At 43.9% G+C, this 26,853-nt stretch carries 25 protein-coding genes and 1 pseudogene; 12 read left to right on the forward strand and 14 right to left on the reverse strand.

From position 1 onward, the window contains the following. Positions 1-10 precede the first annotated feature (10 nt). Both ACNFN4_RS13380 and ACNFN4_RS13385 read left to right on the forward strand, forming a co-directional pair. A complete protein-coding gene (locus ACNFN4_RS13380; RefSeq protein WP_007609871.1) occupies positions 11-1,207 on the forward strand; it encodes a CamS family sex pheromone protein in 1,197 nt (398 codons plus the stop codon). Positions 1,208-1,443: 236 nt separating this feature from the next. Beyond that, positions 1,444-2,439: a phosphotransferase enzyme family protein gene (locus ACNFN4_RS13385; protein ID WP_448200243.1), complete on the forward strand. Its 996-nt coding sequence runs from the start codon at positions 1,444-1,446 to the stop codon at positions 2,437-2,439. A 37-nt stretch (positions 2,440-2,476) separates the two neighbouring features. On the opposite strand, the gene ACNFN4_RS13390 is transcribed toward ACNFN4_RS13385, so the two are convergent. After that, positions 2,477-3,169, reverse strand: a complete 693-nt coding sequence (locus ACNFN4_RS13390; RefSeq protein WP_003155735.1) for an MgtC/SapB family protein — start codon at positions 3,167-3,169, stop codon at positions 2,477-2,479. Positions 3,170-3,289: 120 nt separating this feature from the next. Beyond that, positions 3,290-4,768 carry a sodium/proline symporter PutP gene (gene putP, locus ACNFN4_RS13395; RefSeq protein ID WP_007408914.1) on the reverse strand — a complete coding sequence of 493 codons (1,479 nt, stop codon included), beginning with the start codon at positions 4,766-4,768 and terminating at the stop codon, positions 3,290-3,292. Between the two features lie 421 nt (positions 4,769-5,189). On the opposite strand from putP, the gene gatC reads away from it, so the two are divergent. From gatC to gatB, 3 genes are read left to right on the forward strand one after another with little or no spacing between them, the layout of a single operon-like run. Further along, a complete protein-coding gene (gatC, locus tag ACNFN4_RS13400; protein WP_003155732.1) occupies positions 5,190-5,480 on the forward strand; it encodes an Asp-tRNA(Asn)/Glu-tRNA(Gln) amidotransferase subunit GatC in 291 nt (96 codons plus the stop codon). Between the two features lie 14 nt (positions 5,481-5,494). Then, entirely contained in the window at positions 5,495-6,952 is a 1,458-nt protein-coding gene (gatA, locus tag ACNFN4_RS13405; protein WP_007408915.1) for an Asp-tRNA(Asn)/Glu-tRNA(Gln) amidotransferase subunit GatA, read from the forward strand. A 13-nt stretch (positions 6,953-6,965) separates the two neighbouring features. Then, complete coding sequence (gatB, locus tag ACNFN4_RS13410; protein WP_003155730.1) at positions 6,966-8,396, forward strand: Asp-tRNA(Asn)/Glu-tRNA(Gln) amidotransferase subunit GatB; 1,431 nt, start codon at positions 6,966-6,968, stop codon at positions 8,394-8,396. A gap of 62 nt (positions 8,397-8,458) precedes the next feature. Here gatB and ACNFN4_RS13415 read toward each other — a convergent pair whose 3' ends face one another. Next, positions 8,459-9,307, reverse strand: coding sequence for a TetR/AcrR family transcriptional regulator (locus tag ACNFN4_RS13415; RefSeq protein ID WP_448200244.1), 849 nt, complete (start codon positions 9,305-9,307; stop codon positions 8,459-8,461). A gap of 128 nt (positions 9,308-9,435) precedes the next feature. Between ACNFN4_RS13415 and ACNFN4_RS13420 the strand changes: the two genes are divergently transcribed. The 3 genes from ACNFN4_RS13420 (at position 9,436) to rlmD (ending at position 15,176) form a co-directional block, all read left to right on the forward strand. Beyond that, a complete protein-coding gene (locus ACNFN4_RS13420) occupies positions 9,436-12,579 on the forward strand; it encodes an efflux RND transporter permease subunit (RefSeq protein WP_014417121.1) in 3,144 nt (1,047 codons plus the stop codon). Positions 12,580-12,731: 152 nt separating this feature from the next. Continuing rightward, entirely contained in the window at positions 12,732-13,643 is a 912-nt protein-coding gene (locus tag ACNFN4_RS13425; RefSeq protein WP_014417122.1) for a diacylglycerol kinase, read from the forward strand. Between the two features lie 147 nt (positions 13,644-13,790). Beyond that, positions 13,791-15,176, forward strand: coding sequence for a 23S rRNA (uracil(1939)-C(5))-methyltransferase RlmD (gene rlmD, locus ACNFN4_RS13430; RefSeq protein ID WP_448200245.1), 1,386 nt, complete (start codon positions 13,791-13,793; stop codon positions 15,174-15,176). Positions 15,177-15,331: 155 nt separating this feature from the next. Here the strand turns inward: rlmD and ACNFN4_RS13435 are convergent, their stop codons facing one another. After that, complete coding sequence (locus tag ACNFN4_RS13435) at positions 15,332-15,799, reverse strand: hypothetical protein (protein WP_151280332.1); 468 nt, start codon at positions 15,797-15,799, stop codon at positions 15,332-15,334. Between the two features lie 351 nt (positions 15,800-16,150). Between ACNFN4_RS13435 and ACNFN4_RS13440 the strand changes: the two genes are divergently transcribed. Further along, positions 16,151-17,104 carry an ABC transporter ATP-binding protein gene (locus ACNFN4_RS13440; protein WP_014417126.1) on the forward strand — a complete coding sequence of 318 codons (954 nt, stop codon included), beginning with the start codon at positions 16,151-16,153 and terminating at the stop codon, positions 17,102-17,104. Further along, on the forward strand, positions 17,105-17,980 hold the full coding sequence (locus ACNFN4_RS13445; RefSeq protein WP_448200246.1) for an ABC transporter permease: 876 nt from the start codon (positions 17,105-17,107) through the stop codon (positions 17,978-17,980). A 152-nt stretch (positions 17,981-18,132) separates the two neighbouring features. Here ACNFN4_RS13445 and ACNFN4_RS13450 read toward each other — a convergent pair whose 3' ends face one another. The 10 genes and pseudogenes from ACNFN4_RS13450 to ACNFN4_RS13495 all read right to left on the reverse strand — a co-directional run bounded on the left by ACNFN4_RS13450 (position 18,133) and on the right by ACNFN4_RS13495 (position 25,226). Further along, the gene (locus tag ACNFN4_RS13450; RefSeq protein WP_448200247.1) at positions 18,133-18,618 is read right to left on the reverse strand and encodes an antitoxin YezG family protein; all 486 of its coding nucleotides are present in this window, start codon (positions 18,616-18,618) and stop codon (positions 18,133-18,135) included. A gap of 50 nt (positions 18,619-18,668) precedes the next feature. Beyond that, on the reverse strand, positions 18,669-19,097 hold the full coding sequence (locus tag ACNFN4_RS13455) for a TIGR01741 family protein (RefSeq protein WP_448200268.1): 429 nt from the start codon (positions 19,095-19,097) through the stop codon (positions 18,669-18,671). A 91-nt stretch (positions 19,098-19,188) separates the two neighbouring features. Further along, a complete protein-coding gene (locus tag ACNFN4_RS13460; protein ID WP_088056297.1) occupies positions 19,189-19,659 on the reverse strand; it encodes an antitoxin YezG family protein in 471 nt (156 codons plus the stop codon). A 44-nt stretch (positions 19,660-19,703) separates the two neighbouring features. Further along, positions 19,704-20,174 (reverse strand): antitoxin YezG family protein, encoded by a 471-nt coding sequence (locus ACNFN4_RS13465; protein WP_448200248.1) that lies wholly within the window; start codon positions 20,172-20,174, stop codon positions 19,704-19,706. Continuing rightward, complete coding sequence (locus tag ACNFN4_RS13470) at positions 20,164-20,637, reverse strand: antitoxin YezG family protein (RefSeq protein ID WP_094296466.1); 474 nt, start codon at positions 20,635-20,637, stop codon at positions 20,164-20,166. Before ACNFN4_RS13470 ends, ACNFN4_RS13465 begins: the two co-directional genes overlap by 11 nt. Positions 20,638-20,670: 33 nt before the next feature. Then, a complete protein-coding gene (locus ACNFN4_RS13475) occupies positions 20,671-21,144 on the reverse strand; it encodes an antitoxin YezG family protein (protein WP_088037566.1) in 474 nt (157 codons plus the stop codon). A 4-nt stretch (positions 21,145-21,148) separates the two neighbouring features. Further along, a pseudogene (locus tag ACNFN4_RS13480) lies at positions 21,149-21,808 on the reverse strand (DNA/RNA non-specific endonuclease); the annotation flags it as partial. A gap of 235 nt (positions 21,809-22,043) precedes the next feature. Beyond that, positions 22,044-22,439, reverse strand: a complete 396-nt coding sequence (locus tag ACNFN4_RS13485; RefSeq protein WP_202331975.1) for an immunity 22 family protein — start codon at positions 22,437-22,439, stop codon at positions 22,044-22,046. Between the two features lie 596 nt (positions 22,440-23,035). Continuing rightward, positions 23,036-23,326 carry a contact-dependent growth inhibition system immunity protein gene (locus ACNFN4_RS13490; protein WP_015417243.1) on the reverse strand — a complete coding sequence of 97 codons (291 nt, stop codon included), beginning with the start codon at positions 23,324-23,326 and terminating at the stop codon, positions 23,036-23,038. A 16-nt stretch (positions 23,327-23,342) separates the two neighbouring features. Further along, entirely contained in the window at positions 23,343-25,226 is a 1,884-nt protein-coding gene (locus ACNFN4_RS13495; RefSeq protein ID WP_448200249.1) for a T7SS effector LXG polymorphic toxin, read from the reverse strand. A 298-nt stretch (positions 25,227-25,524) separates the two neighbouring features. Between ACNFN4_RS13495 and ACNFN4_RS13500 the strand changes: the two genes are divergently transcribed. Both ACNFN4_RS13500 and ACNFN4_RS13505 read left to right on the forward strand, forming a co-directional pair. Beyond that, positions 25,525-26,244: a YebC/PmpR family DNA-binding transcriptional regulator gene (locus ACNFN4_RS13500; protein WP_003155709.1), complete on the forward strand. Its 720-nt coding sequence runs from the start codon at positions 25,525-25,527 to the stop codon at positions 26,242-26,244. 179 nt (positions 26,245-26,423) lie between these two features. Beyond that, positions 26,424-26,714: a spore coat protein gene (locus ACNFN4_RS13505; protein WP_448200250.1), complete on the forward strand. Its 291-nt coding sequence runs from the start codon at positions 26,424-26,426 to the stop codon at positions 26,712-26,714. Positions 26,715-26,853: the final 139 nt, after the last annotated feature.

A 26,853-nucleotide genomic window follows, 5' to 3' on the forward strand; every position in this document is an offset into this window, starting at 1 on the left:
GTGTTTTCTATTGAAAAAGATGTTGGCATTGGCGGCGACGGCAACGGCGGCAGTACTCATGCTGTCGGCCTGTTCGCCGAGTTTCGGGGGGAACAAAGAGGAAGAGATCACGCAGAAAACGGCAAAGTCTTCTGAAAAAGCGATCATACCGAAATATAATATCTCTGATTCCTACTATAAAATGGTGCTTCCGTTTAAGGCCGGAAAAGCGCGCGGCCTGACCGCGGACCGGCTGAACACGAGGCTGGACATCGATGAATTCGAGACGGGTCTGATGCGGCTCGCTCAAGACACGTTCCCGACGGATGACTATTTGTATCAGGAAGGCCAGTATTTAGATGAGGACACGGTACTCAGCTGGCTTGACCGCAAAAAAGAGGGCAGTGATCTGAAAAAGGCGAAAAAGGCAGATGCCAATTTTCAGAATCTCGGCTTAAACCCGGTGCTGCCAAGCTCGGGATCGGCAAAAGAGAAAAATGAAAACAGCCCGATTTACTTAGCGTCTATGCTTGAACAGGATTACTTAGTAAGAAAAGATAAAAATTCCATCCAGCTTGGCGGTGTCATGATCGGTCTCGCTCTCAACTCTGTTTACTATTACCGCGAAAACACAGGTGATCCGCAGCAGGAAGTGGAGCTCAGTGACAAAACGATCCGCAGCCACGGTGAAGAAATCGCCCAGGAAGTCGTTAACCGCCTTCGGAAAATGGATAACCTGAAAAATGTGCCGATTACCGTCGCCCTTTATAAACAAGCGCCGAAAACATCAATCGTGCCGGGGAATTACATTGCGAAAACAGAAGTCAAGGCCGGCTCATCCACCATTTCAAACTGGGATGATGTCAAAGAAAAGTACGTCTTCTATCCGGCGGATACAGACACGGCAAAGAAATACCCTGATGATTCCGAAGTGTTTAAACGCTTCAAAAACGCCATCGACAGCTACTTCCCGAATTACACCGGAGTCGTCGGAACAGCAATGTACGAAAACGATGAAATGAGAAAAATGAAGATTGAAATCCCGATGCAATTTTACGGGAAAAGCGAAGTTATCGCCTTTACCCAATACTTAACAGGTGAGCTGATGGATTATTATTCAAAAGGCTCAGTTGATGTCGAAATTAACATTACCTCGTCTGACGGACAGGAAGCGCTGATCGTCCGCAATGCGGGTGACAAAGAACCGACCGTCCATATTTACGATTAACCAAGATGCCCTTGTTCATTTCTGTATGAGCAAGGGTTTTTTATTGTGAATATCGTTGGAGAGAGGGATGAGGTATGTTAAGATATTTGTATAATTAGGAATTAACAGGAAAACACATTTCGTTTCTAAGCGGATGTTACGAATCTGCTGTGAAAAAAGAAGGGCAGGAATGTTGATGAATGACATTTGCTGAGTACACACACCGCCTACAAACGTTATGAAAAGGGTGAATCAGCATGCATAAAGATATTAAAGCGATTTTTGAGGAAGATAAGGTGCTCGCTGAAGCAGGTGAAATATACGGCTTTACCCAGTTTCAATTTATCGCCGACGCAGAGAACTACGTGTATGAAATTGTGAAAGATAACGAACCTTATATCTTAAAAATTACGCATACGATCAGAAGAACACCGGAATATATTCTCGGAGAAATGGAATGGCTTCATCATCTGGCAAAGGGCGGGCTTTCAGCAGCGAAACCGATTCCTTCATTAAATGGCAAAGATGTCGAAGAAGTGCCGGATGGAAAAGGCGGAGCATTTTTAGTAAGAGTCTATGAAAAAGCGCCCGGACGCAAAGTGGAGGAATCAGACTGGAACGGGACTCTGTTTTACGAGCTTGGGAAGTACACGGGGAACATGCACCGGCTGACGAAAAGCTACCGTCTGAGCGATCCGGCATATAAAAGGCAGGAATGGGATGAAGAGGAGCAGCTGAAGCTGAGAAAATATGTGCCCGCAGATCAGTATCTCGTATTTGAGCGGGCGGATGCTCTAATGGAAAAACTGCGCCGTTTGCCGAAGAACCCTGAAAACTACGGCCTTGTGCACGCCGATCTGCACCATGGCAATTTCAATTGGGACAACGGAAAAATCACTGCATTTGATTTTGATGATACCGGCTACAATTGGTTTGTGAATGATATCAGTATTCTGCTGTACAACATATTGTGGTATCCGGTCATCCCGTATGAAGACAAGGCCGCGTTTACGGGTGAATTCATGACACACTTTATGAAAGGCTACAGGGAAGAAAATGACCTTGACCCCGCCTGGCTTGAACACATCCCGGATTTTCTCCGGCTGCGCCATATGCTGATCTACGGATTATTGCATCAGGCGTTTGACCTCAATGCACTCGGGGACGAGGAACTTGAGATGCTGAAAACCTTCAGGCGCGATATCGAAAACGAAACCCCGATTACGGAGTATAACTTTTCTGCATTCGTATAAATAGAAAAACGCCGGCTGAATCCAGCCCGGCGTTTTTTTATAGCGTATCACACTTCACTCCGACGACACCCTGAATTTCTTTAATATCATAATAGACGTCAGTGGTGTAGCGGTTTTTGTGAACACTGACTTTCACTTCCATAATCGGAAATTCTTTTTCACCCAGATCATCAATCCGGACGGAGTGAATGCGGAGCTGTTTGCTTTTCATTTCTTTTAAAATCTCGGTCATTTTGTCTTTATCGGAAAGAGACATTCTCACGCGGATATCCTTTTCCTTCAAGCGGTTGGGACCGATTTTTCTGATCAGCCACGGAAGAAATTCGACACTGATCAGGATAAACAAGAGGCTTGCGAACGCCTCTTTATAAAAGCCGGCGCCTGTCGCCAGACCGAGCCCGGCTGCGCCCCAGATGATAGCCGATGTCGTCAGGCCGGAAATGACGTCATTGCTTTTGCGCAGGATCACGCCCGCACCGATAAAACCGACGCCGGAAATGATTTGGGCGGGGAGGCGGAGCGGATCCATCATGATACGGTAATATTTTGGGAAATGATATGCCGCGTTAATGCTGACGATCGTCAGCATACAGGAGCTGACGGCGATGACGATACAGGTTTTCAGTCCGAGCGGTTTGTTTTTCAGCTCGCGTTCAAGACCGATGATCATGCCGATCAGCGTGGCAATGCCCAGCTTTAATAGAATGTCTGGTTCGATAGGCCAGCTCAATTTGCACAGCACCTCCGCAATTTTTCTTATAATAAATTGATATGATTTTCTCACAGTATTTATAGCAGGACAAGTGCGGAAGAAAAAAGCCGTCAGGGATAAAATCTGACGGCTTTTTGTCTATTTCTTGTTTTTCAAAAGAGCTTCCATCCGGCTGAACAGCTGATAAGAAGCATCGGCCGGTTTTTTGGTCAGCAGGCTGACGGCAATACCGGCAATCAGACTGAGGAAGAACCCCGGAATGATTTCGTATACGCCGGTTGAAGCGGCAAGCCCTGTCGTGATCCAGATTAAAACGGCCGCGGCCCCGGTAATCATCGCCGCAAGCGCTCCCCATTCATTCATCCGTTTCCAGTACAGACTGAGCAAGAGCGCCGGGCCGATAGCCGAACCGAAGCCTGCCCACGCATATCCGACCAGATCAAGAATGGTGCTGTTCGGATTCATGGAAAGCAGGATGGCGATAACGGCCACGATCAATACCGACAGGCGTCCGGTCATGACCAATTCTTTATCGCTCGCTTCCCGTCTGAAAAAGGCGCGGTATAAATCTTCCGTAATGGCGCTTGCCGTTACGAGAAGCTGTGAGGAAATGGAACTCATGATCGCCGCTAAAATTGCGGACAGCAAGAAGCCCGTAATCAGCGGATGGAACAAGATTTTAGAAAAAATAATGAAAATCGTTTCCGGATCTTTTACGGAGACCCCGAAGTGATGAGAATACGCAACCCCGATAATCCCGGTAAGCAATGAACCGACAACTGAAATAACCATCCAGCTCATCCCGATTCTGCGGGCGGGTTTTAAATCTTTCACTTCTTTAATCGCCATAAATCGTACGATGATATGAGGCTGGCCGTAATAGCCGAGTCCCCATGCCAAATAAGAAATAATGCTAATGACGCTCGCGCCTTTAAAGATATCCAATAGTTTCGGGTTAACGGCGTTGATCGAATCAATCGTCGTTGAAACGCTCCCGAGCTGGGTAAAAGCAACGATCGGCACAAGCACTAATGCCGCAAACATGATCGCTCCCTGTACAAAGTCAGTCAGACTGACAGCGAGGAAACCGCCAAACAGCGTGTAAAGCACAACAACACCGGCCGTTAAAAACAAACCGAATTTGTAGTCGGCGCCGAATGCCGATTCAAATAACCTGCCTCCGGATACCATCCCGGACGATGTGTACAGCGTGAAAAAGATCATAATAATCACGGCGGAAACAATTTTCAGCAATGATGACGAGTGGCGGAACCGTTTATCGAAAAAATCGGGAATCGTAATCGCATCATCCGCAACTTCCGTGTAAGCGCGCAGCCTCGGAGCAAGCAGCAGATAATTTGAATACGCGCCGATCGTCAAACCGAGCGCCAGCCATAAGGTCGATAACCCCGTTGCGAACATTGCGCCGGGAACTCCCATCAGCATCCATGCGCTCATATCGGCCGCACCTGCGGACAGCGCCGTTACGAACGGGCCTAGTCCTCTTCCGCCCAGCATGTAATCATTAATATTCGTTGTCTTCCTGAATGCGTACCAGCCGATTAACAGCATGGCAGCAAAGTAAATGCCAAGAGATATAATTAATTCAATACTCACGTTTTTGGACCCTCTCTTCTTTCATGTAAATGTTGCATCACCTCTGTAGATTAGTAGTGCCGGAATATGCGCCGGCGATCCAGCCTTTGGTCATCATTCCATGCGGATCGCATGATTTAGTGCTGGCTATGGTTACTAAACCTAACAAAGTATCCCCGATCAATCAACTCTCGAAACCTGGCCCGCTCAAGGAAAAAATCCCCGCTAACATAGAACAGCTTAGAGATGAAAACGCTACCAATAAATTATAAAAGTAAAAATTTTCTGACATATAATTCGTTTCTCTTTCTCCCCGATTTAGGATAAAATAGAGAGGGTTTCATCATGCCTCAGAAGGCGGCGTTTTGTTGCTTTAGAGGGCTCATTTTTGATATGATCAGTATTATATGACGAAACGGAGAATTATGCGGAGGTGGATCTTATGTCACGAATTTCTATAGAAGAAGTAAAGCATGTCGCTCATTTGGCGAGACTCGCCATTACGGATGAAGAAGCTGAAATGTTCACAGAACAGCTTGACAGCATCATCTCGTTTGCCGAGGAGCTTAATGAAGTGGACACGGATAACGTGGAACCGACAACACACGTGCTGAAAATGAAAAACGTAATGAGAGAAGATGAAGCGGGTAAAGGCCTTCCGGTCGAGGATGTCATGAAAAATGCTCCCGATCATAAAGACGGCTATGTCCGTGTGCCATCTATTCTGGATTAAAGGAGGGAGACAGTATGTCATTATTTGATCACAAAATCACAGAACTGAAACAAATGATACATAAAAAAGAAATCAAGATTTCCGATCTTGTTGATGAATCTTACAAACGGATCGCATCCGTGGATGATAAGGTGCAGGCGTTTTTACAGCTTGATGAAGAAAGAGCCCGCGCTTACGCGAAAGAACTTGACGAAGCGGTTGACGGACGGTCTGAACACGGTCTTCTCTTCGGAATGCCGATCGGCGTCAAAGACAACATCGTGACCAAAGGGCTTCGCACAACATGCTCAAGCAAAATCCTCGAAAACTTCGATCCGATTTACGATGCGACGGTCGTGGAGCGCCTTCAAGCCGCTGAAGCCGTCACGATCGGAAAGCTGAATATGGACGAGTTCGCAATGGGTTCTTCTACTGAAAACTCCGCGTACAAAGCGACGAAAAACCCTTGGAATCTCGATACGGTTCCCGGCGGATCAAGCGGCGGTTCCGCAGCTGCGGTTGCCGCGGGCGAAGTGCCGTTTTCACTCGGATCTGATACAGGCGGCTCCATCCGCCAGCCGGCTTCTTTCTGCGGCGTCGTCGGATTAAAGCCTACATACGGACGCGTGTCGCGTTACGGTTTGGTCGCTTTTGCGTCTTCACTGGACCAGATCGGGCCGATCACAAGAACCGTAGAAGATAACGCATTCCTGCTTCAGGCGATTTCAGGCCCGGACAAAATGGACTCTACGAGCGCCAATGTCGAAGTGCCGGATTTTCTTTCTTCATTAACTGGCGATATTAAAGGCTTAAAAATCGCCGTACCGAAAGAATATCTCGGAGAAGGCGTCGGCAAAGAAGCGAAAGAATCGGTTTTAGCCGCTTTAAAAGTGCTTGAAGACCTCGGAGCGACATGGGAAGAAGTATCTCTGCCGCACAGCAAATACGCGCTTGCGACGTATTATCTGCTGTCTTCTTCCGAAGCGTCTGCAAACCTTGCGCGCTTTGACGGCATCCGCTACGGATACCGCTCAGACAATGCGGACAACCTGATCGACCTTTATAAACAGACACGCTCAGAAGGCTTCGGCAATGAAGTGAAGCGCCGCATCATGCTCGGCACCTTCGCGCTCAGCTCCGGCTACTATGACGCGTATTACAAAAAAGCGCAAAAAGTGCGCACGCTTATTAAAAAAGATTTTGAAGACGTATTTGAGAAATACGATGTCATCGTCGGACCGACAACGCCGACACCGGCATTCAAAATCGGCGAAAAAACCAGCGATCCGCTCACAATGTACGCCAACGATATTTTAACGATCCCTGTCAACCTCGCGGGTGTGCCGGGAATCAGCGTGCCGTGCGGATTTGCGGACGGGCTGCCGCTCGGATTGCAAATCATCGGAAAACACTTCGATGAAGGCACTGTATACCGCGTCGCTCATGCTTTTGAGCAGGCAACAGATCATCATAAAGCGAAACCTGAACTGTAAGGGGGGAAATGAAGTGAACTTTGAAACGGTAATCGGACTTGAAGTCCATGTGGAATTAAAAACAAAATCTAAAATTTTCTCAAGCTCACCGACGCCATTCGGCGCGGAAGCGAATACCCAAACGAGCGTCATCGACCTCGGCTATCCCGGCGTGCTGCCCGTTTTGAACAAAGAAGCGGTTGAATTCGCGATGAAAGCCGCAATGGCTTTGAACTGTGAAATCGCAACGGATACGAAGTTTGACCGGAAAAACTATTTCTATCCAGACAACCCGAAGGCATATCAAATTTCTCAATTTGACAAGCCGATCGGCGAAAACGGCTGGATCGAAATCGAAGTCGGCGGAAAAACGAAAAAAATCGGCATTACCCGTCTTCACCTTGAAGAAGATGCGGGAAAACTGACGCATACGGGCGACGGCTATTCCCTCGTTGACTTCAACCGCCAGGGCACGCCGCTTGTCGAGATTGTATCTGAGCCGGATATCCGCACACCGGAGGAAGCTTACGCATATCTCGAAAAGCTGAAATCAATTATTCAATACACAGGTGTTTCCGACTGTAAAATGGAAGAAGGTTCACTGCGTTGTGACGCCAACATTTCCCTCCGTCCGATCGGCCAGGAGAAATTCGGCACAAAAACGGAGCTGAAAAACCTGAACTCCTTCGCGTTCGTGCAAAAAGGACTTGAGCATGAAGAAAAACGCCAAGAGCAGGTGCTTCTGTCAGGCGGAGTCATTCAGCAGGAGACGCGCCGCTACGATGAAGCGACGAAAAAAACCATTTTGATGCGTGTCAAAGAAGGTTCGGACGACTATCGTTATTTCCCTGAGCCTGACCTTGTCGAGCTCTACATTGATGACGAATGGAAAGAACGCGTAAGAGCAACCATTCCTGAGCTTCCGGACGAGCGCCGCAAGCGTTATATCGAAGAGCTCGGCCTGCCTGCTTATGACGCAATGGTTCTGACGCTGACGAAAGAAATGGCTGATTTCTTCGAAGAAACGGTCAATAAAGGCGCAGAAGCCAAGCAGGCATCAAACTGGCTGATGGGTGAAGTCTCAGCTTACCTGAACGCCGAACAAAAAGAGCTTGAGGATGTCGCACTGACTCCTGAAGGCCTTGCCGGCATGATTAAGCTGATTGAAAAAGGAACCATCTCGTCCAAAATCGCGAAGAAAGTCTTTAAAGAATTAATTGAAAAAGGCGGCGACGCAGAAAAAATCGTCAAAGAAAAAGGCCTCGTGCAGATTTCTGACGAAAGCGTGCTTCTGAAGCTGGTAACAGATGCGCTTGACAGCAACCCGCAGTCAATTGAAGACTTCAAAAACGGAAAAGACCGCGCGATCGGCTTCCTTGTCGGGCAGATTATGAAAGCCTCAAAAGGACAGGCCAACCCGCCGATGGTCAACAAGATCTTACTTGAAGAAATCAAAAAACGATAAAAAAAGCAGCCGCCTCTAAGGGCGCTGCTGACACGGAGACCGGTAAGCGCCGGTCTCTTTTTTTATAAGCTGAAATAGGTTTCAATGGAAGCCCGCAGCGTTTCAATCTGCTCATTTCCGCTGCCTGCCAAGTTGGACAGCATTCCTTTAATAATCGGTTTTCGCGGCTCTTCCTTTGCGCATTCCTCTTCAATGACTTCAAGCGATACGAGGACGTCCTCAGGCAGCTCCTGCTGTGCTTTTATCTTTTGAATATCCGCAAGCAGTCTTTCTCTGTCCGCCGCGGGCTGAGTGAAGATATCCTCAGGCAGCAGCGGATCGGGATTGTCTTTTATCAGTCCCGTAATCAGATCATCGATTCTGGCAATCAGAAAGGCCGCCACGTTTTCCGTCCGGAATGCCGTATGTTCATTAAAAATCAAGAAATGAATATAGGAGCTCACAATTCCTTGCGCCATAACGGACGCATCCGCTATAAACGGTGTGACGGCATCTCCGTAAACGGAGAGCAACGCATCCCGATACAGCATGTTAAATTGAATATTGGCCTCATGAAAATACTGCTTGACCTTTTGGTTTTCAGGAATGACCTTTTCGCTCAGCAAGAGAATGATAAAGTCCTTGTGCTCCATAAATTCCTGGAATTGATAAGCGATTTGTTTTCGGAATACGTCCTTAGGCGGTTTAAGCTGATGTTCTGTTTTGATTTTCTTTATTTCTTCCATAGACATGCCGATGTAATACTCACATGCTGACAGCAAAAGGTCTTCTTTTGATTTGAAATGGAGATAGAAGGCTCCTTTTGAAATTCCGCATTCACCGGCGATTTCCTGAATGGTTGTTGAAGAAAACCCTTTTTTGGCAAATAAATGGATGCCTGTTTTTATGATTTTCTCTTTTTTTTCGTTCATGACGTGCTTCCCCTTAATCCTGAAAAATTTAGAAAAATTTACTGCCTTATTAGTTGACGATGTTGAGTTATACCGTTTAGTATTATATAGAATGACCAGTCAGTCAATAAAAATTAACGGAGGACATGATGAACCACATTATTAACTTTGTACTGAAGAACAAATTCGCAGTTTGGCTGATGACGATTATCGTTACTGTAGCAGGGCTGTATGCCGGTATGAATATGAAGCAGGAATCCATACCGGACGTCAACATGCCTTACCTTTCAGTAAATACGACTTATCCCGGAGCTGCTCCGAGTCAAGTTGCGGATGACGTGACAAAACCGATCGAGCAGGCGGTGCAGAATTTAGAAGGAGTGAGCGTCGTAACGTCCACATCCTCTGAAAACGTCTCATCGGTTATGATTGAATATGATTACAGCAAGGATATGGACAAGGCGAAAACCGAAGTCGCTGAAGCGCTGGACAGTGTCAGCCTTCCTGACGACGCGAAAAAACCTGACATTTCCCGTTACAGCCTCAACTCTTTCCCGATTTTGACGCTCAGTGTGACAAGCGGCAAAAGTTCGCTTGAAGACCTGACCAAAAATGTGGAAAACACTCTCGTTCCTAAGCTTGAAGGCATTCAGGGCGTTGCGTCCGTGCAAGTTTCCGGTCAGCAGGAAGAGCAGGTGGAATTCTCTTTCAAAGACAAAAAAATGAAAGAGTACGGACTTGATGAAGATACCGTCAAGAAAGTGATCCAAGGCTCTGACGTCAATACGCCGCTTGGATTGTACACATTCGGCAACAAAGAAAAATCAGTTGTCGTTAACGGAAATATTACGTCAATTAAAGATCTGAAAGATATGAGAATTCCGGTCACATCTTCTTCTGCCGCTCAAGGTCAAGCGGGCGGAGCCGGTGCGGCATCTGCGGCGGACGCTCAGGCTATGCAGCAGGCACAGCAAAGCGCGGCAGCAGGGGTGCCGACAGTCAAGCTTTCTGATATTGCCGACATTAAAGATGTGAAAAAAGCTGAATCCATTTCCCGCACGAACGGAAAGGACAGCATCGGAATTAATATCGTAAAAGCCAATGACGCCAACACGGTAGAAGTGGCCGATGCGATTAAAGATGAACTGAATCAATACAAAAAAGACCACAAAGGGTTCAAGTACAGCTCGACTCTTGATATGGCAGAGCCGATTACAGAGTCGGTGGATACGATGTTAAGCAAAGCGATTTTCGGCGCGATTTTTGCGGTCGTGATCATTCTCTTATTCTTAAGAGATATTAAATCAACGATGATTTCTATCATTTCCATCCCGCTGTCACTGCTGATTGCGCTTCTTGTGCTGAATCAGCTTGATGTCACATTGAACATAATGACGCTCGGTGCAATGACGGTCGCCATCGGACGGGTAGTCGACGACTCGATTGTCGTGATCGAAAACATTTACCGCCGCATGAGGCTGAAAGATGAACCTTTACGCGGGAAGCAATTGGTGCGTGAAGCGACGAAAGAAATGTTTAAACCGATCATGTCATCAACGATCGTAACCATTGCCGTATTCCTGCCGCTTGCCATGGTCGGCGGACAGATCGGCGAACTGTTTATGCCGTTTGCATTAACAATCGTCTTCGCGCTTGCCGCATCGCTGTTGATTTCGATCACACTGGTGCCGATGCTTGCGCACAGCTTATTCAAAAAATCGCTCACAGGCGCGCCTGTTAAAGCGAAAGAGCATAAGCCGGGCAGATTGGCCAATTTCTATAAAAAAGTGCTGAATTGGTCATTAAGACATAAATGGATTACATCTATCATCGCGGTTCTGATGCTTGTCGGCAGTTTATTCCTCGTACCTCTGATCGGCGCGAGCTACCTGCCTGCGCAAGCGGACAAAACGATGCAGCTCACATACACGCCTGAACCGGGCGAAACGAAAAGCGAAGCTGAAAAAGCTGCGCAAAAAGCGGAAGACATGCTGCTTAAACGCAAACATGTCGATACCGTTCAGTATTCATTAGGCTCGCAAAGTCCGCTCGGCGGAAGCTCAAACGGCGCATTGTTCTACGTGAAATACGAGGATGACACGCCTGATTTTGACAAAGAAAAAGACAATGTCTTAAAAGAAATCAAAAAAACATCCAGCCGCGGCGAATGGAAATCACAAAATTTCAGTTCGTCAGGCAACAACAACGAATTAACGTACTATGTGTACGGAGATTCAGAGTCTGATATTAAAGGCACGGTCAAAGACATCGAAGGCATCATGAAAAAGCAGAAAGATCTGAAAGACATCAACTCAGGCCTTTCCAGCACATATGATGAGTACACGTTCACCGCTGACCAGGAGAAACTCAGCAAGCAGGGCCTGACGGCTTCGCAAATCTCCCAAGCCCTGATGTCCCAAACGTCACAGTCTCCTTTGACAACGGTGAAAAAGGACGGCAAAGAGCTTGACGTCAACATCAAAACAGAAAAAGACCAGTATAAGAGTGTAAAAGAATTAGAGGATAAAACCATCACATCGCCTGCAGGCCAAGAAGTAAAAATCGGCGATGTGGCGAAAGTGAAAAATGGCACGACATCCGATACCATTTCCAAACGCGACGGCAAAGTGTACGCTGACGTAACGGCAACCGTCACTTCTGACAACGTCACGAAGGTGTCATCAGCCGTTCAAAAGAAAGTTGACAAACTGGATAAGCCGGACAATGTATCCATTGATACCGGCGGTGTATCAGCGGATATTGCTGATTCCTTTACGAAACTCGGGTTAGCGATGCTTGCCGCAATCGCCATCGTATACCTCGTTCTTGTGATCACGTTCGGCGGAGCATTAGCGCCGTTTGCGATTCTGTTCTCGCTTCCGTTTACAGTCATCGGCGCATTAGCCGGCCTGTATGTATCCGGAGAGACGATCAGTCTGAATGCCATGATCGGTATGCTGATGCTGATCGGAATCGTCGTCACAAATGCGATTGTCTTAATTGACCGCGTCATCCATAAAGAAGCGGAAGGCTTATCGACGAGAGAAGCGCTCCTGGAAGCCGGCTCTACGAGATTGCGTCCGATTCTGATGACGGCGATCGCGACAATCGGCGCCCTGCTTCCATTGGCATTGGGCTTCGAAGGCGGCAGCCAGGTCATTTCTAAAGGACTCGGTGTCACCGTTATCGGCGGTTTAATCAGTTCGACTCTGCTTACCCTTCTGATTGTGCCGATCGTATATGAAGTATTGGCGAAATTCCGTAAGAAAAAACCTGGAACGGAAGAAGAGTAAGACAGCGGGCCTTGGCTCCTTAAACGGAGCCGGGGCCTTTTTTCTTCTGGCAATTCCTGTACATATTGTTGCGATTTTCTCAAGTCATAGTATAATTAAAGGTTGTTAGTGTTAATAATGGATCGGATACTCTTAAGTAGGATGATGAGATAATGAAACGTGCACGCATAATATACAATCCGACTTCAGGACGGGAACTTTTTAAGAAAAATCTTGCCCAGGTCCTGCAAAAATTTGAACAAGCCGGTTATGAAACCTCCACCCATGCCACCACATGCGCGGGGGATGCCACCCACGCCGCAAAAGAAGCCGCTTTGCGGGAGTTTGACCTGATTATCGCTGCCGGCGGAGACGGAACGATTAATGAAGTCGTCAACGGCCTCGCGCCGTTAGACACACGCCCGACACTCGGCATCATTCCGGTCGGCACGACAAATGACTTCGCCAGGGCGCTGGGCATTCCGAGAGAGAATATACTGAATGCCGCTGATACCGTCATTAACGGCGTGGCCCGCCCGATCGACATCGGACAGGTGAACGGTCAGTATTTTATCAACATCGCCGGCGGAGGCCGTCTGACGGAGCTGACGTATGATGTGCCAAGCAAACTGAAAACGATGCTCGGCCAGCTTGCTTATTATTTAAAGGGAATGGAAATGCTGCCTTCACTTCGACCGACAGAAGTCGAGATTGAATATGACGGCAAGCTGTTTCAAGGCGAAATTATGCTGTTTTTAGTGACGCTGACCAACTCGGTCGGCGGATTCGAGAAACTGGCCCCTGATTCCAGCCTGAATGACGGCATGTTTGATTTGATTATTTTGAAAAAAGCCAATCTCGCGGAGTTTATCAGAGTCGCGAGCATGGCGCTCAGAGGCGATCATATTAACGATCAGCACATTATTTACACAAAAGCGAATCGTGTGAAAGTCAATGTATCAGAAAAGATGCAGCTGAACCTGGACGGCGAGTACGGCGGCATGCTGCCGGGCGAATTCGTGAACCTGTACCGGCATATTCACGTCATCATGCCGAAGGAGAAAGCGGAACAGCTGGATGATTAATACGCGGACAAAATCCTAAAACAGTATTCGTTTTAGGATTTTGTCATCTTTTCAGCGTGATCGGAAACCTTTGAAGGCTGACATTGAATTTGAAGGTTTGCCAGCACGCTGAAACAAGGCTATTTGTAAAACTAGAGGTGATTATAGATGAAAATGAAACCCCCGATAGAAAAAAATGAATACTATGATGTGACATTTGAGGATTTGACGCACGAAGGAGCGGGCGTCGCAAAGGTTCAGGGCTTTCCGATCTTCGTGCCGAACGCCCTGCCTGAGGAAAAAGCGCAAATCAAAGTGACACGCGTCAAAAAAGGCTTCGCTTTCGGCCGTTTGATCGAGCTGAAGGAAGAAAGCCCGCACAGAACGGATGCCCCGTGCCCAATCTACAAACAATGCGGCGGCTGCCAGCTTCAGCACATGACCTATGAAGGCCAGCTTTTGTTTAAACAGAAACAAGTCAAAGACGTCTTAGAACGGATCGGCAAGCTGGACCTCTCAAAAGTCACCGTGCACCCGACGCTCGGCATGGAAGACCCGTGGAACTACAGAAACAAAGCGCAGGTGCCGGTAGGAGAAAGAGAAGGCGGACTCGTCGCCGGATTTTATCAGCAAAGAAGCCATGACATCATCGACATGAGCGCCTGCCTGATCCAGCAATCCAAAAATGACGAAGCCGTCCAAGCCGTCAAAGACATCTGCGCAGCATACGGTGTCAAAGCCTATAACGAAGAACGCCACAAAGGCTGGCTCCGCCACATTATGGTCAGATACGGCGTCGTCACGGGCGAAATGATGATCGTCTTCATCACAAGAACAAGCGATTTTCCGCACAAAGCGAAAATCATCGAAGACATCACAGCGCAATTCCCGCACGTCAAATCCATCGTGCAAAACATCAATCCAAACAAAACAAACGTCATCTTTGGGAACGAAACAAACGTCATCTGGGGCGAAGAATACATCTACGACCTCATCGGAGACGTCAAATTCGCCATCTCCGCCAGATCGTTCTATCAGGTCAACCCGGAACAGACAAAAGTGCTCTACGACAAAGCGCTTGAGTACGCGGAGCTGCAAGGGGAAGAAACCGTCATCGACGCCTACTGCGGCATCGGAACCATTTCTCTCTTCTTAGCGAAGCAGGCGAAGAAAGTATACGGCGTCGAAATCGTGCCGGAAGCCATCGAGGATGCAAAACGCAACGCTGAGCTGAACGGCATCACAAACGCGGAATTCGCAGTCGGAGAAGCGGAAACAGTCATTCCAAAATGGTATGAAGAAGGCATCACGGCCGACACCCTCGTCGTCGACCCGCCAAGAAAAGGCTGTGACGAAGCCCTCCTGCGGACAATCATCGACATGAAACCGAAGCGGGTGGTGTACGTATCCTGCAATCCAGGAACGCTTGCAAGAGACCTGCGGGTGCTTGAGGATGGCGGGTATCAGACGCGAGAAGTGCAGCCAGTGGATATGTTCCCGCATACGAATCATGTGGAGTGTGTGGCTGTGCTGGAATTAAGAGAAGGCAACTAACCCTTAGGGATGGTTGCCTTTTTTTAATCCAAATTTTTTTGCATTCAGGACGAACTCTTGACATGAGAAGAGTACCAGAAGATGTTTGGTTAACGCCTATAATATAGCTTTCTATACATTTCTTTATTAATATTCACTCTAGAGGGGCAGCTTTTTTAATACACTTTCATATCTTGTTTTTTCTCCTTACTAATCATTACTTTTTCTAAATAACTCTTAAGAAATACATTATCTATCCTATCTGGAATGTAACCCAGACGTTTATTTAATATATTCTCTATGATATACATTTTCTTTGTGTAATATTGGTAATTCCCCGTTGCGATTTGAACACTTTCTGATTCATTTCCTTTTTCTGATTCAAGTCGAGATTTATATAGCTGATCATACTTCTGTTTGCGTATTTTTCTTGAGAGCCGCAGTAAATGAAATAATTCAATTGTTGGCAGAGTCATTAGTTCTGGTGTAGACTTATCCAAATCTAATTCAGAAGTATGCTCACGATATTCTATGATTTCACGTTTGCCATCTCTCTGAACATTATGTATGTACATTAAGCAAAAACTACAGTAATACTGATTATCCTTTTGAATTGAAGTTGCACAATAAGGGCATGTTTCCATTACGTTCTCCTTTCTGAATGTTCTAAGATAATATGTATTTCGGTTACAAACAGGAATTTTAAATAGTATTAGAGATTCTTAACCAATAAAAACCCTTTTTATGATAAAGGGTTTATTGATTACAGCATGTATAAATTTCATGCAAAATCAATAGTGATCCCCATCTATAGAAAATCCACCGATCCTAAACCCAATAACAAAACGCGAAAATAATAAATTATATCGTTATAATAAAGATAATTATTTTTAAAAAGATAATAAAGTTGGATAAAAATGAGAAAATCCTGGCGGAAATGACGATATAAAGTTAGTGAACACCGGTATAGAATCTTACTTTTCGAGGTGAACAGAATGGGAGAAGAACAAGACATTATTACAGTAACGGATCTTCGTAAAAAATATGGATCATTTGAAGCAGTGAAAGGGGTATCCTTTTCTGTCAAACGCGGCGAGCTGTTTGCATTTCTGGGAACGAACGGTGCAGGGAAATCGACCACTATCGATATTCTCTGTACGCTGATTAAAAAGACATCCGGAAAAGTGGTAATAGACGGTTATACGCTTGGTGAGGGGAAAGAGAATAATCATATCCGCAAAAAGATCGGAGTCGTTTTCCAAGAGAGCATTTTGGATGAACGATTGACCGTTTATGAAAATATCATGAACCGCGGACAATATTATCATTTAAGCAAGGCACAAGTGCAAGAGAACTATCAGTTTGTAACAGACTATTTAAAATTGGATGATATTAAGGAGAAAAAATACAGCGATTTGTCAGGCGGACAAAGAAGAAGAGCTGATATTGCCCGTGCCATCATCCATAAACCGACTATATTATTTTTAGATGAGCCTACTACAGGTCTTGATCCGCAAACGAGAGTATTTGTTTGGAATGCGATTAAAAGGCTGCAGGAAGAAACAAACATGACGATCTTTTTAACGACCCATTACATGGAGGAGGCCGCTGTGGCTGATAACGTTGTGGTCATCAAAGAAGGACGTCTGATCGCAGAGGGTACACCGAGTCAGCTGAAAGATCAATATGCGTTTGACAGTCTGCATATGATGTTTAAGCAAGGCGTTGATCCGACGGCATGGTTTGAAAATAAACAACTGGATTTTACGGTTAAAAACTCTATTTATTCTCTTCGTGTAGAGTCCACTCTCCATGCGCTGGACATTTTGAAAGGTCTTGAAGGAAAAATTGAATCTTTCGAGGTGATTAAAGGGAATATGGATGATGTGTTTATCCATATTATCGAGGAACAAGGAAGCAGTTTGCCAGTAAAGGGGAGCATTGCATAAATGAAGTCTTTATCCAGTTTAATCAGCAGAAATATAAAAATATACTTCCGTGATCGAACGCTTTTGCTTCTTTCTTTGCTGTCAGTATTTATCGTCATTCTGTTATATGCCGTGTTCTTACAGCAGACACAGCTGGACGCCATTAAGGCCTTGGTCGGTTCGACAGATGATTCCAAAGCAATGGTGAACGAATGGATGGTGGCGGGATTGCTGTCCATTACAGCTGTGACAACGACTTTAGGCGCTTTCGGAATTATGGTGAAAGATAAAGAAAGTAAGAGAACGTATGACTTTTTAACAGCTCCTTTATCAAGGGCGACCATCCAATTGAGCTATGTCATTCATTCATTTGTCATCGGCTTGATCTTTTCTTTCATCGCCTTTTTAGGCTGTGAAATTTTTCTCATTTCAACAGGCAGCAAGCTTTTAAGCGGTACAGATATACTTGAAGTATTGGGGATCATTATTCTTTCAGTTGCACTGTCAAGTTCCATAAATTTATTTTTAACGCTGTTTATTCACACACAAAATGCATTTTCGACGTTAAGTATGATTGTCGGAACAGCCATCGGTTTTTTATGCGGAGTATATGTGCCGATCGGCGGCGTACCGGTGTTTGTGCAGAAGATTATTATGTATTTCCCTATCAGCCACACCGCTGTTCTGTTCAGAAAAGCGTTTATGACAGACTCAGTTGATAAAGTATTTAAACATGCTTCCACAACCCAAATACAGGAATATGAAAAGCATTACGGGATCGTCTACAAGTTAAACGGCCATTTTATCAGTACGGCTGCGAGCTTGTGGGTCATTGTCATTACAGCCATCATATTTACCGTCATATCTATTTGCATATTTAAAAAACAAAATAAATGACCTCTTCAGACGATACATAACGATGTAACAGGCAGCATCCGTTTACTGGATGCTGCCTGTTTTGTTTAGTCTTCTAGGAGCATGCCCATATTTTTGCTTCTTCAAATCCTGTCTTTGTGTACATTAGTCAAGATATCCTGGTTGTCAGCTTTTCATTTTTTTTCGCTAGTCTTGATGAAATCTTCTAGGAAGGCTCTTAACGTTTTCTTTTTTGGCATCAAGCCTAGGTTTTTATACACCCAAACAGCTTTTCTTTGAGCTCCGTTTAGCTCTGAACCGATTACATCTTCATAGTTATAATCTATAGAAAACTGGCCTGTTCTATCTAGATTCAAAGTCAAGTTCGTCCAAATATGCAGATTATTTTCTTTATATTCTTTGCGCAGTTCTTCGAAGGCTTCTTGAAGTTTGATTAATAGATCGTCATAAAGATCTTCGCTTACTTGAAAATGCTCAGGAATGTTATGAGAATAGATAAAATCCTCCTCACTTTGCGGAGGATTGAAATAAAAGAAAACCTCAGATGAATCGTCGAGTATTTCTGCATAAAGAATGACTTTTTCCCATTCAGAAGGAATGATTTCGTTAATGCCTTCTGCTATCTGTTGATATAATTCACCCATTTTTTCTGTTTCCATGCCAACCTCCAGTTTTTTTAGAACTATATCAAATTTATAGATTTAGGTGGCTAATTAAAAACCTCGTCTTTAGGCAAAATTCCAAGAGTTTTGTACTCCCATAATGCAATTCTTTGATACCCATCAAGCTCAGATGCTAAAATATCGTCATCATTATAATCAAGTTGGAATTGACCGTTGCTCTTCAATGTCAATGTAAGGTTCGTCCAAACCTGATCATTATTATTTTTGTGCTCAGCTCGTAATTCCTCAAAAAGTTCACGGATTTCTCTTAAAAAAGTGTTGAAGATATCTTTACTTACACTGTATCGGACTGGTATATTTTGCGAATAAATCAGCTGATGTTTTTCTGGTGTCTTGAAGTGAAAGAGAACCATGGTAGAGTCATCTAATACTTCTGCATAAAGATATATTTTTGTCCATTCACAATGTATGATGTCATTTAATTTTTCACCAATAATGTGGTACAAATCTTGCATTTGCTTAGTTTCCAACTTTTTCACCTTCAATTGTCGAGAAATCCTAGTTATAAAAAATAGCCCAGCAGGGAACTGCTGAGCCATTATTGATTTATAGACCGAAGTAGCTTATTACAAATTCTTTGTCGTCCTCATCTTCAGGCAAAATCCCCAAGTTTTGATATTCCCATACCACTTGCCGTTGTGTTCCGTTTAAGTCTGAGGCGATGACATCGGTGTAATCGTAGTCAATTGAGAATTTACCGCTTCGTTCGAGATGCAAAGTGAGGTTTGTCCATAAGTCCTCGTTGTTTGTTTTAAATTGATCCCGTAACTCTTCAAAGTAATCATGCAATTCATATAGAAGTTCGTCATATATATCTTCATCAACATTAAAATGTTCAGGAATATCGTGTGAATATATATATTCCTGATTTTGTGGAGTAGTAAAGAAGAAGTAAACTTCTGAAGAATCATCTAAAATTTCGGCATAAAGAGCAACCTTCTCCCACTCAGACGGAATGATTTCATTTATTTGCTCAGCTATTTTTTGATACAGTACTCCCATCTTTTCAGTTTCCACAATATCAGAATCCTTTTTAATTTTTTTAGCCGTTTGAAAGCTTATTATATGTTTAGATACTCTTCTATGAATTTTCTATCTTCCTCATCAGCTGGCAGTATGCCGAGATTTTGATATTTCCAAACATCGCGTCTTTGAAGGTCATCAAGTTCAGAGGATAAAACATCATCATCATTATAATCAATTGAAAACTTTCCGGTGTTTTCTAATTTTAAAGTGAGATTAGTCCAAATATCTTGGTTGCCTAGTTTAAATTCTTCTTTTAGTTTTTCAAATAGCTCTTGAAGTTCAATTAGCAGTTGATCGTAAATCTCTTCACTCATATCAAAGTGTTCAGGTACATAATGAGAAAATAAATAATCACTGTTATTTGGTGTTGTAAAATAAAAGTATATATCCGCTGAGTCATCAAGTATTTCAGCATATAAAACGATCTTTTCCCATTGAGATGGAATCATTTCATTTAGATGTTCAGCAATCTTTTGATATAGTTCACCCATTTTTTCATTGTTCATTTAGATATTGTTCAAGGAACTTTCTGCTGCTCTCGCTTATTGGCGTAATTCCCAAGTGCTTATATTCCCAAATGACTTGTCGCTCAGTATCAGTATATTTTGAAGCGAGTATATCTTCATAATCATAATCAATTGAGAATTCACCGTTTCTATCTAAATTTAGTGTGAGGTTAGTCCAAATATCTGAGGATTGCTTTTTAAATTCATCCCTTAATTCATCAAATAAATCTTGAAGGTCTAGCAGCATATTTTTGTAAATTCGATTACTTACTTGAAAATGTTCTGGAATATCGTGTGAATAAATATATTCTTCGTCTTCGTGTGTGTTAAAGAAAAAATAAACTTCTCTGGAGTCATCTAAAATTTCGGCGTATAGAGTAACCCTCATCCATTCGGAGGGAATCATATCATTTATTTTTTCAGCAATCTTTTGATATAGTTGTTCCATTTTTTCAGTTACCATTGATGATCCTCTACCTTTGAATTGTTGAAGCCATTATTTAATATTTAGATAATCCTTAACAAATTCTTTATCCTCTTCATCTTCGGGGAAAATACCCAAGTTATTGAACTCCCAAATCATTTGTCTTTCGTATTCGTCCAAATCAGATTCAATAACATCTTCATAATCATAATCAATTGAGAACGTTCCATCGCTTTCAAGATTCAGTGTCAAATTTGTCCATGCTTCAGGATTATTTTCTTTAAACTCATTGTGTAACTGTTTAAATAACTCTTGAAGATCTATTAATAGTTCGGTATAAATTTTTTTACTGACCTGAAATTGTTCTGGAATGTCATGAGAGTATATATATTCATCGTTTTCTGGTGTTTGAAAGAAAAAATACACTTCTCTGGAGCCGTCTAGTATTTCCGCATAAAGAACAACTTTGCTCCATTCGGAAGGGATCATATCATTAATTTGTTCTGCTATCTTTTGATATAGAACTTCCATCTTTTTTGTTTCCATTAGATTAACCCCCTGGTTTATTTTCTATAGTAACTTGTCTCGCTCTACGATTACCTATCTTATATTCAACATTAAATAATACAGGTCTTAGTGAATCTCCCTGATAAACGGGTTCTATATTAACTTTTACTTGCTTAGGAGGTTTTCCGTTTAATGCCTTTGACCACACTTGCTCCATTTTGTACCATTTCCCGCCGCTTCTATTAATCTGAGAATTCATCGGCACGATATTGTCAAACTGGCCTGAGCCTTTGAATTGGGTGGCGATTAAATGGCCTCCGTCATCGTCAGGCTTTCGGTCTTGGGGCTTTCCAGCATTCGTCTGTGCATATTGGTTTCGTTTTGCTTCTCCCAGCTGTAAGTCTGCTTTGACACTTGTAATTCTACCATAGTTGTCAGTGGTGTACGTGTAGCCTTCTTTTGTTTTGTAGATGACATTCGGCTTCAATACTTTCTTTCTGGTCCATTTCGCAAAATGCTCGCCGTATTTGACCGTTATCGGCGGTACATGCGGTGCCGGTGTCCGCCTGCCGCTTGCGGAGGTTCCGTACGGTTTCGGCAATACCACTTTGGCGAATGCTTGCAGTGCTTCTTTTAAACTTTTGATTGACTGTGTTGTAAGGCACTCCTTCAGCGGTGCATGGAGTGGATGATAGTGAAGAATAACCTCAAGTTATAGTTACTTTGTTTGTGAGGGAACGCCCCTCCTTTTGTTTATCTATAGATGTTTTAGTCTTTTAGGTTTTACACGCAAACAAAAAAGGCCTCTGAAAAAAAGAGAGCCTTCTTCAAGTCATCCTACTTTTTATCTTCTTCCAAGTAGTATGAATAACCATCTAATAAAATCTCTACATTATGAAAATGTAATTCTGAATTATGTTTTATTATGATTTTTTCTTTTATACATAGGAAACTGCTCCAATAAATTTAAATGAATAGTTTTTTGCGTTTATTTCTTTCTCCCTGCCGTCATATTCAAAATTATATAAAAGAACAGCAGCATTGATTTGATCAGGGAGTGTGATACCTACCATGTCCTCGAAACGATGTAAGATGACACTATCGTATGAACAGCCGTCAATTAGTGCAGGTAAATTGTTATGATTATTTTCATGTGCAACTTTTTCTATAAAATCTTCATCTAAATCATCGATATCTATATCAAAGTCAATTAAAAATTGGGAAGGAAGAAAATCACCCTCATCTTCATTGTAAACTAATTCAACATATTTACTTAATGATTCATCATCCTTTATACTTCCGATCCACAATGATACGTAATTTTGACGTTCCATATAAACCTCCTATTATTTAATCCTCAATCCTTTTGGCAGGGCTTCCACTCCACCTTTAAGTCTATAGTTTGCCCAATTATTCAACCTTCGGACAAATATATTATAGTTTAGAGATGAATCAATAATTCCTAGCAATTCATTATGGGCAGCTGTAGAGCCCAATCCCCCGTGTTTACCAACAGGATTTACGAACTCAACTTCGTTTATGGCAGTTCTTAAATCTCTTATTTGTTCCGCTGTAATATTCCAATGTTTGTATCAGAAGATAATCACTACCTTGACAGGGTAGAGGTCGCTGGTTCGGGCCCAGTCGGAATCATAGACGAAACCCTTGCTACGCTAGGATTTTTTACTTTCTCTTAATAAAGCCGGTTTATCAAATTCGCAAGTTGTTGGCGAACTTGATTTTTTGGCTCGAAATTTATTGTTCGTATCTCTTTTAGGGGCAAAATTGTTGAAAAGTTCAGCTGGTGATGCCGTCAAGTAGATCCAAACCGAACTGTCGGTATTGCATTTCTATCCGGATAAGAAAGCCGAAAAATTCGGTATCAATATAAAAAGGCCCTCCATAAAATGGGGGCCTTTCAGTGTTTCTTTTAAATAGCCTCTTTTAGTTGTTCTATTACACTTTTTAACCATTCTATAGGCGGTAAGCCAATTGTCGGGAAATATATTTCTGCATTACACTTTATAATGTCTTCCTTTTCTTCTTTAGTTAGATCGCTATTTAGAAACTCTTCGCAATACTTTACTGTAAATAGCAAACCTTCTTTACTAATTTCCTCAATAAATTCGTCTAAGGCGTGTTCAGGGGATTGGATATCTTGATGAAATGTTGCACCTAAAAAATTTTCTAATTCATCTAAGAAATCATACCTTTCATCCATGATACTTCCTCTCTTTCTATTTGGTTGGATATCCTGTAAGAATAAAGTTACCGTTATTATCTTTTTTGAGTATAATTTTCGCGTTTGTAACGTTTTCTACTAGTTCTGAATTTCTTGATACACTTCTGCCGATTATTTCTCCATCGCCCTTGTATCTTAACATTAATTTAGGTTTTTTAGGATCATCAATCCAATTTTCGATTTTCTTTATATTTTTTGGATCGTTTAAAACTGAATTAGCAATTCTTTCAGCGGTAGCCCTATCTTTAAAAGTAGATGAAGCTGTAATATGTGGGTTAGGATCAGTTTTCAGTCTTTCTATTAATTCTTTATCTGTTTTCCCAACATGTCTTTCTATAAGGTGTCCGCCTTTTGCTTCATGAGCAGCTAAGCCACCGCCTGGTGCGAGAGGGCTGCTGTCTCCTTGTTTAACACTATGTATACCGCTATTGTCAGAAGTCACAGACTTACTGAGCACACTCTCTTTTTTATCTTCAATAATACTTTTCAACAAAGGCGTATTCTTCACATTGTGAGTATTTTCAATATCCTGTGCTATTCCGGCAAGTGCGGGTTGGTACTTATTTTTCGAAACGGAATTGATATAGTCTTTTCCTTTTTCAATCCCGGTCTTCACATGTTTTGCAGCCGCTTTTTCTCCGGCTTCCAAGACGTTATCCACTTTGGCGGCGCCTGTTTTAGCGAGCTTGCTTGATACTTTTACAGCTGAGCCGGAACCTTTGAGTCCGACAATGCTCCCGATGGCGTAGGTGATGTAATGTGATCTTGAATACGCATCCCCGTTAACCATTTTATCATTCCATGAATCCGCCAGGTTTGTCCATATGATTTTTGCGTAGGAGGGCGTGTTCAATACAGCCGATATGGTTTTAGTGACTTTTTGTTCATCAGAGAGATGGTAAAAATCCCATGCGCCGACAGCCAGATCTTTGACGCCTGTTATCGTGTCTTTCCCGACATCATAAAGGCCGACGCCTATTCCTTTGACGATATCCCAAGCCGTTTCTCCGACTTCTTCGAGCTGTTTTGCTTGTTCGAGCTGCATCACATATTGCACCTGAGCGGGTTCAAGGTTTTCATAGCCGATCTTTTTCGCGATTTCTAAATATTCATCCGGATCGGTGACACCAGCGGCCAGCTTTTTCTTCAGATCCTTGATTTCCCGCTCTTTCGCTTCTTCCTTTTTAATCGTCAAATAAGCATCCGAATGTCTTGCGATATCGCCTTTTTTCTTATGGATGTCGCTTTCACGGTATGCTTTGGCGTTGTAGTGAAGCGGCGTGGCGCTTTTTCCTTTGCCCGTGACGTTTTGGAGCTGCTGAAAGTCGGCTTGGATGAACTGTTCGTTTGCTTCGGTTTCTGCGTATTCTTTCGTTAGATCGTGATCAAGTTTGCCGAGTTTATGTATCGTTTCGATTCTTTTTTTGTCAGCTGAAGAGAGCTTCTGATCTGTGCTTTCGGTTGAAAACAGATCAAGCGAGATGATGTCTTCGATCTCTCCGAGGATGGAGCGCATGTCCTTTTTCTGCTCTTCCATAATCGCCTTTGATTTACTAAGGGCGTGGGTGAGCTCATGCTCCAGAAATGATTCCTCCACATGCGAATTGGAAAGTCCGGCGTCTTCGACCTTGCCGGGAAGGCTTGTGAGAAATGCGATTTTCATATCGATCAGATCAAGGCAGCTGTCTGTGACGCCGGCGTGGTCCTTGAAAAACGCTTTGATATTGTCAGCGCCCCGGCCTGAGAAATCGCTGTCACCGAGATCAGCCATGCCTTGAAACGCTTTTTTCAGATTAACCATCTGGCCGCGCAGTTTTTTGTATTCACCCGCGCGCTGTTTGGCAGCGGCGAGGAGGCTGTTTGCTTCGAAAACTTTCATGACCATATCCTTTCTTTTGTTCGATATCAAAATTTTACCACGTGAGTCGGGATATACAGTGTAGGAAATAGGTAATAAGAATAAAATGAATCTTTTGGCTTGCGACTTCCTTCCTGTATGAAGGGAGGCTTTTTATGTTTTGTATGATAACCCTAAAATTCGGCCTGCCGCGCTCCGGTGATTTTAAGCGTGCCTGTTTTTTCTAATGTCTTACACTCGAAACAACCTAACTGCTGAGGTATAATAGAAGCAGAGTATTTATCATACAGATTCAATTCGTGAAAGAGAGTGGAACAAAATGGGCCGTAAGTGGAACAATATTAAAGAAAAGAAAGCATCAAAGGACGCAAATACGAGCCGGATTTACGCGAAGTTCGGCCGTGAGATTTATGTGGCGGCAAAACAGGGCGAGCCAGATCCGGAATCGAACCAGGCGTTAAAAGTGGTGCTTGAGCGCGCGAAGACGTACAGTGTGCCGAAAAATATTATTGAGCGTGCGATTGAAAAGGCGAAAGGCGGCGCGGAGGAGAACTTTGACGAGCTGCGTTACGAAGGTTTCGGGCCGAACGGTTCAATGATCATCGTTGACGCGTTAACGAATAATGTAAACCGCACGGCGCCTGAAGTGCGCGCCGCATTCGGGAAAAACGGCGGAAATATGGGTGTGAGCGGGTCTGTCGCTTACATGTTCGATGCGACCGCCGTTATCGGCGTTGAAGGCAAGACGGCGGATGAAGCGCTGGAATTGCTGATGGAAGCTGATGTGGACGTGCGCGATATTTTAGAAGAGGATGACAGTGTTATCGTGTATGCCGAGCCTGACCAATTCCATGCCGTGCAGGAGGCATTCAAAAATGCCGGCGTTGAAGAGTTCACGGTTGCCGAGCTGACGATGCTTGCGCAAAATGAAGTCGAGCTTCCGGAAGATGCGAAAGCTCAATTTGAAAAGCTGATCGATGTGCTGGAAGATCTGGAAGACGTACAGCAGGTTTATCACAATGTAGATTTAGGCGAATAAAGACAAACAGGCCGGGGCGGCATAAGTTCCGGCCTTTTTATTTTGCTTATACGGTCGGCCTGTATCGTATGTCTCCGTAAGCAATTATTGATTATTTCGCCAAAACTGGGCGGATGCCCATACGTTTCCTTTCGGGTGTCATAAACTGGACTGTAACCTATGTGAAGGAGCGATAAATCATGAATGAAAGAAGACCGATTTACGGCGGCTATGGCGGCGGCTATGGAGGCTTCGGAGGCTACCCGGGGTACGGTTTTGGCGGCCACGGAGGCTTCGGAGGATATCCGGGATACGGTTTCGGCGGAGGCTACGGCTACCCGGGATACGGTTTTGGCGGTTACGGCGGTTTTGGCGGCTACGGCGGCTACGGAGGCTTCGGGGGATATCCGGGGTACGGTTTTGGCGGCTATGGCGGAGGCTACGGCGGCTACCCGTTCCATCATCATCATCGGGACAGCCAATATATCTGACCATTCGGGAAAAAGCACTCTTGGAACAGCGGGAGTGCTCTTCTCATGTTCTTGCAGCTGTGTTACGATTGGAGCAAAATCATCAAGTACATAAGGCTTTCTGTAAATCATGAGCAAGCTCACAAACCTTTTCTTTCTG

The organism is Bacillus sp. N1(2025) (assembly GCF_053470005.1).

Coding starts and splice junctions, on each gene's coding strand:
- ACNFN4_RS13440 (WP_014417126.1), top strand. CDS start 16,151: ATGGGAGAAGAACAAGACATTATTACAGTAACGGATCTTCGTAAAAAA.
- ACNFN4_RS13485 (WP_202331975.1), bottom strand. CDS start 22,439: ATGGAACGTCAAAATTACGTATCATTGTGGATCGGAAGTATAAAGGAT.
- ACNFN4_RS13455 (WP_448200268.1), bottom strand. CDS start 19,097: ATGCAAGATTTGTACCACATTATTGGTGAAAAATTAAATGACATCATA.
- ACNFN4_RS13435 (WP_151280332.1), bottom strand. CDS start 15,799: ATGGAAACATGCCCTTATTGTGCAACTTCAATTCAAAAGGATAATCAG.
- ACNFN4_RS13505 (WP_448200250.1), top strand. CDS start 26,424: ATGAATGAAAGAAGACCGATTTACGGCGGCTATGGCGGCGGCTATGGA.
- ACNFN4_RS13425 (WP_014417122.1), top strand. CDS start 12,732: ATGAAACGTGCACGCATAATATACAATCCGACTTCAGGACGGGAACTT.
- ACNFN4_RS13495 (WP_448200249.1), bottom strand. CDS start 25,226: ATGAAAGTTTTCGAAGCAAACAGCCTCCTCGCCGCTGCCAAACAGCGC.
- ACNFN4_RS13450 (WP_448200247.1), bottom strand. CDS start 18,618: ATGGAAACAGAAAAAATGGGTGAATTATATCAACAGATAGCAGAAGGC.
- ACNFN4_RS13470 (WP_094296466.1), bottom strand. CDS start 20,637: ATGGTAACTGAAAAAATGGAACAACTATATCAAAAGATTGCTGAAAAA.
- ACNFN4_RS13490 (WP_015417243.1), bottom strand. CDS start 23,326: ATGGATGAAAGGTATGATTTCTTAGATGAATTAGAAAATTTTTTAGGT.
- ACNFN4_RS13475 (WP_088037566.1), bottom strand. CDS start 21,144: ATGGAAACAAAAAAGATGGAAGTTCTATATCAAAAGATAGCAGAACAA.
- gatA (WP_007408915.1), top strand. CDS start 5,495: ATGTCATTATTTGATCACAAAATCACAGAACTGAAACAAATGATACAT.
- ACNFN4_RS13465 (WP_448200248.1), bottom strand. CDS start 20,174: ATGAACAATGAAAAAATGGGTGAACTATATCAAAAGATTGCTGAACAT.
- rlmD (WP_448200245.1), top strand. CDS start 13,791: ATGAAAATGAAACCCCCGATAGAAAAAAATGAATACTATGATGTGACA.
- ACNFN4_RS13445 (WP_448200246.1), top strand. CDS start 17,105: ATGAAGTCTTTATCCAGTTTAATCAGCAGAAATATAAAAATATACTTC.
- ACNFN4_RS13500 (WP_003155709.1), top strand. CDS start 25,525: ATGGGCCGTAAGTGGAACAATATTAAAGAAAAGAAAGCATCAAAGGAC.
- ACNFN4_RS13385 (WP_448200243.1), top strand. CDS start 1,444: ATGCATAAAGATATTAAAGCGATTTTTGAGGAAGATAAGGTGCTCGCT.
- ACNFN4_RS13415 (WP_448200244.1), bottom strand. CDS start 9,307: ATGAACGAAAAAAAAGAGAAAATCATAAAAACAGGCATCCATTTATTT.
- gatC (WP_003155732.1), top strand. CDS start 5,190: ATGTCACGAATTTCTATAGAAGAAGTAAAGCATGTCGCTCATTTGGCG.
- ACNFN4_RS13420 (WP_014417121.1), top strand. CDS start 9,436: ATGAACCACATTATTAACTTTGTACTGAAGAACAAATTCGCAGTTTGG.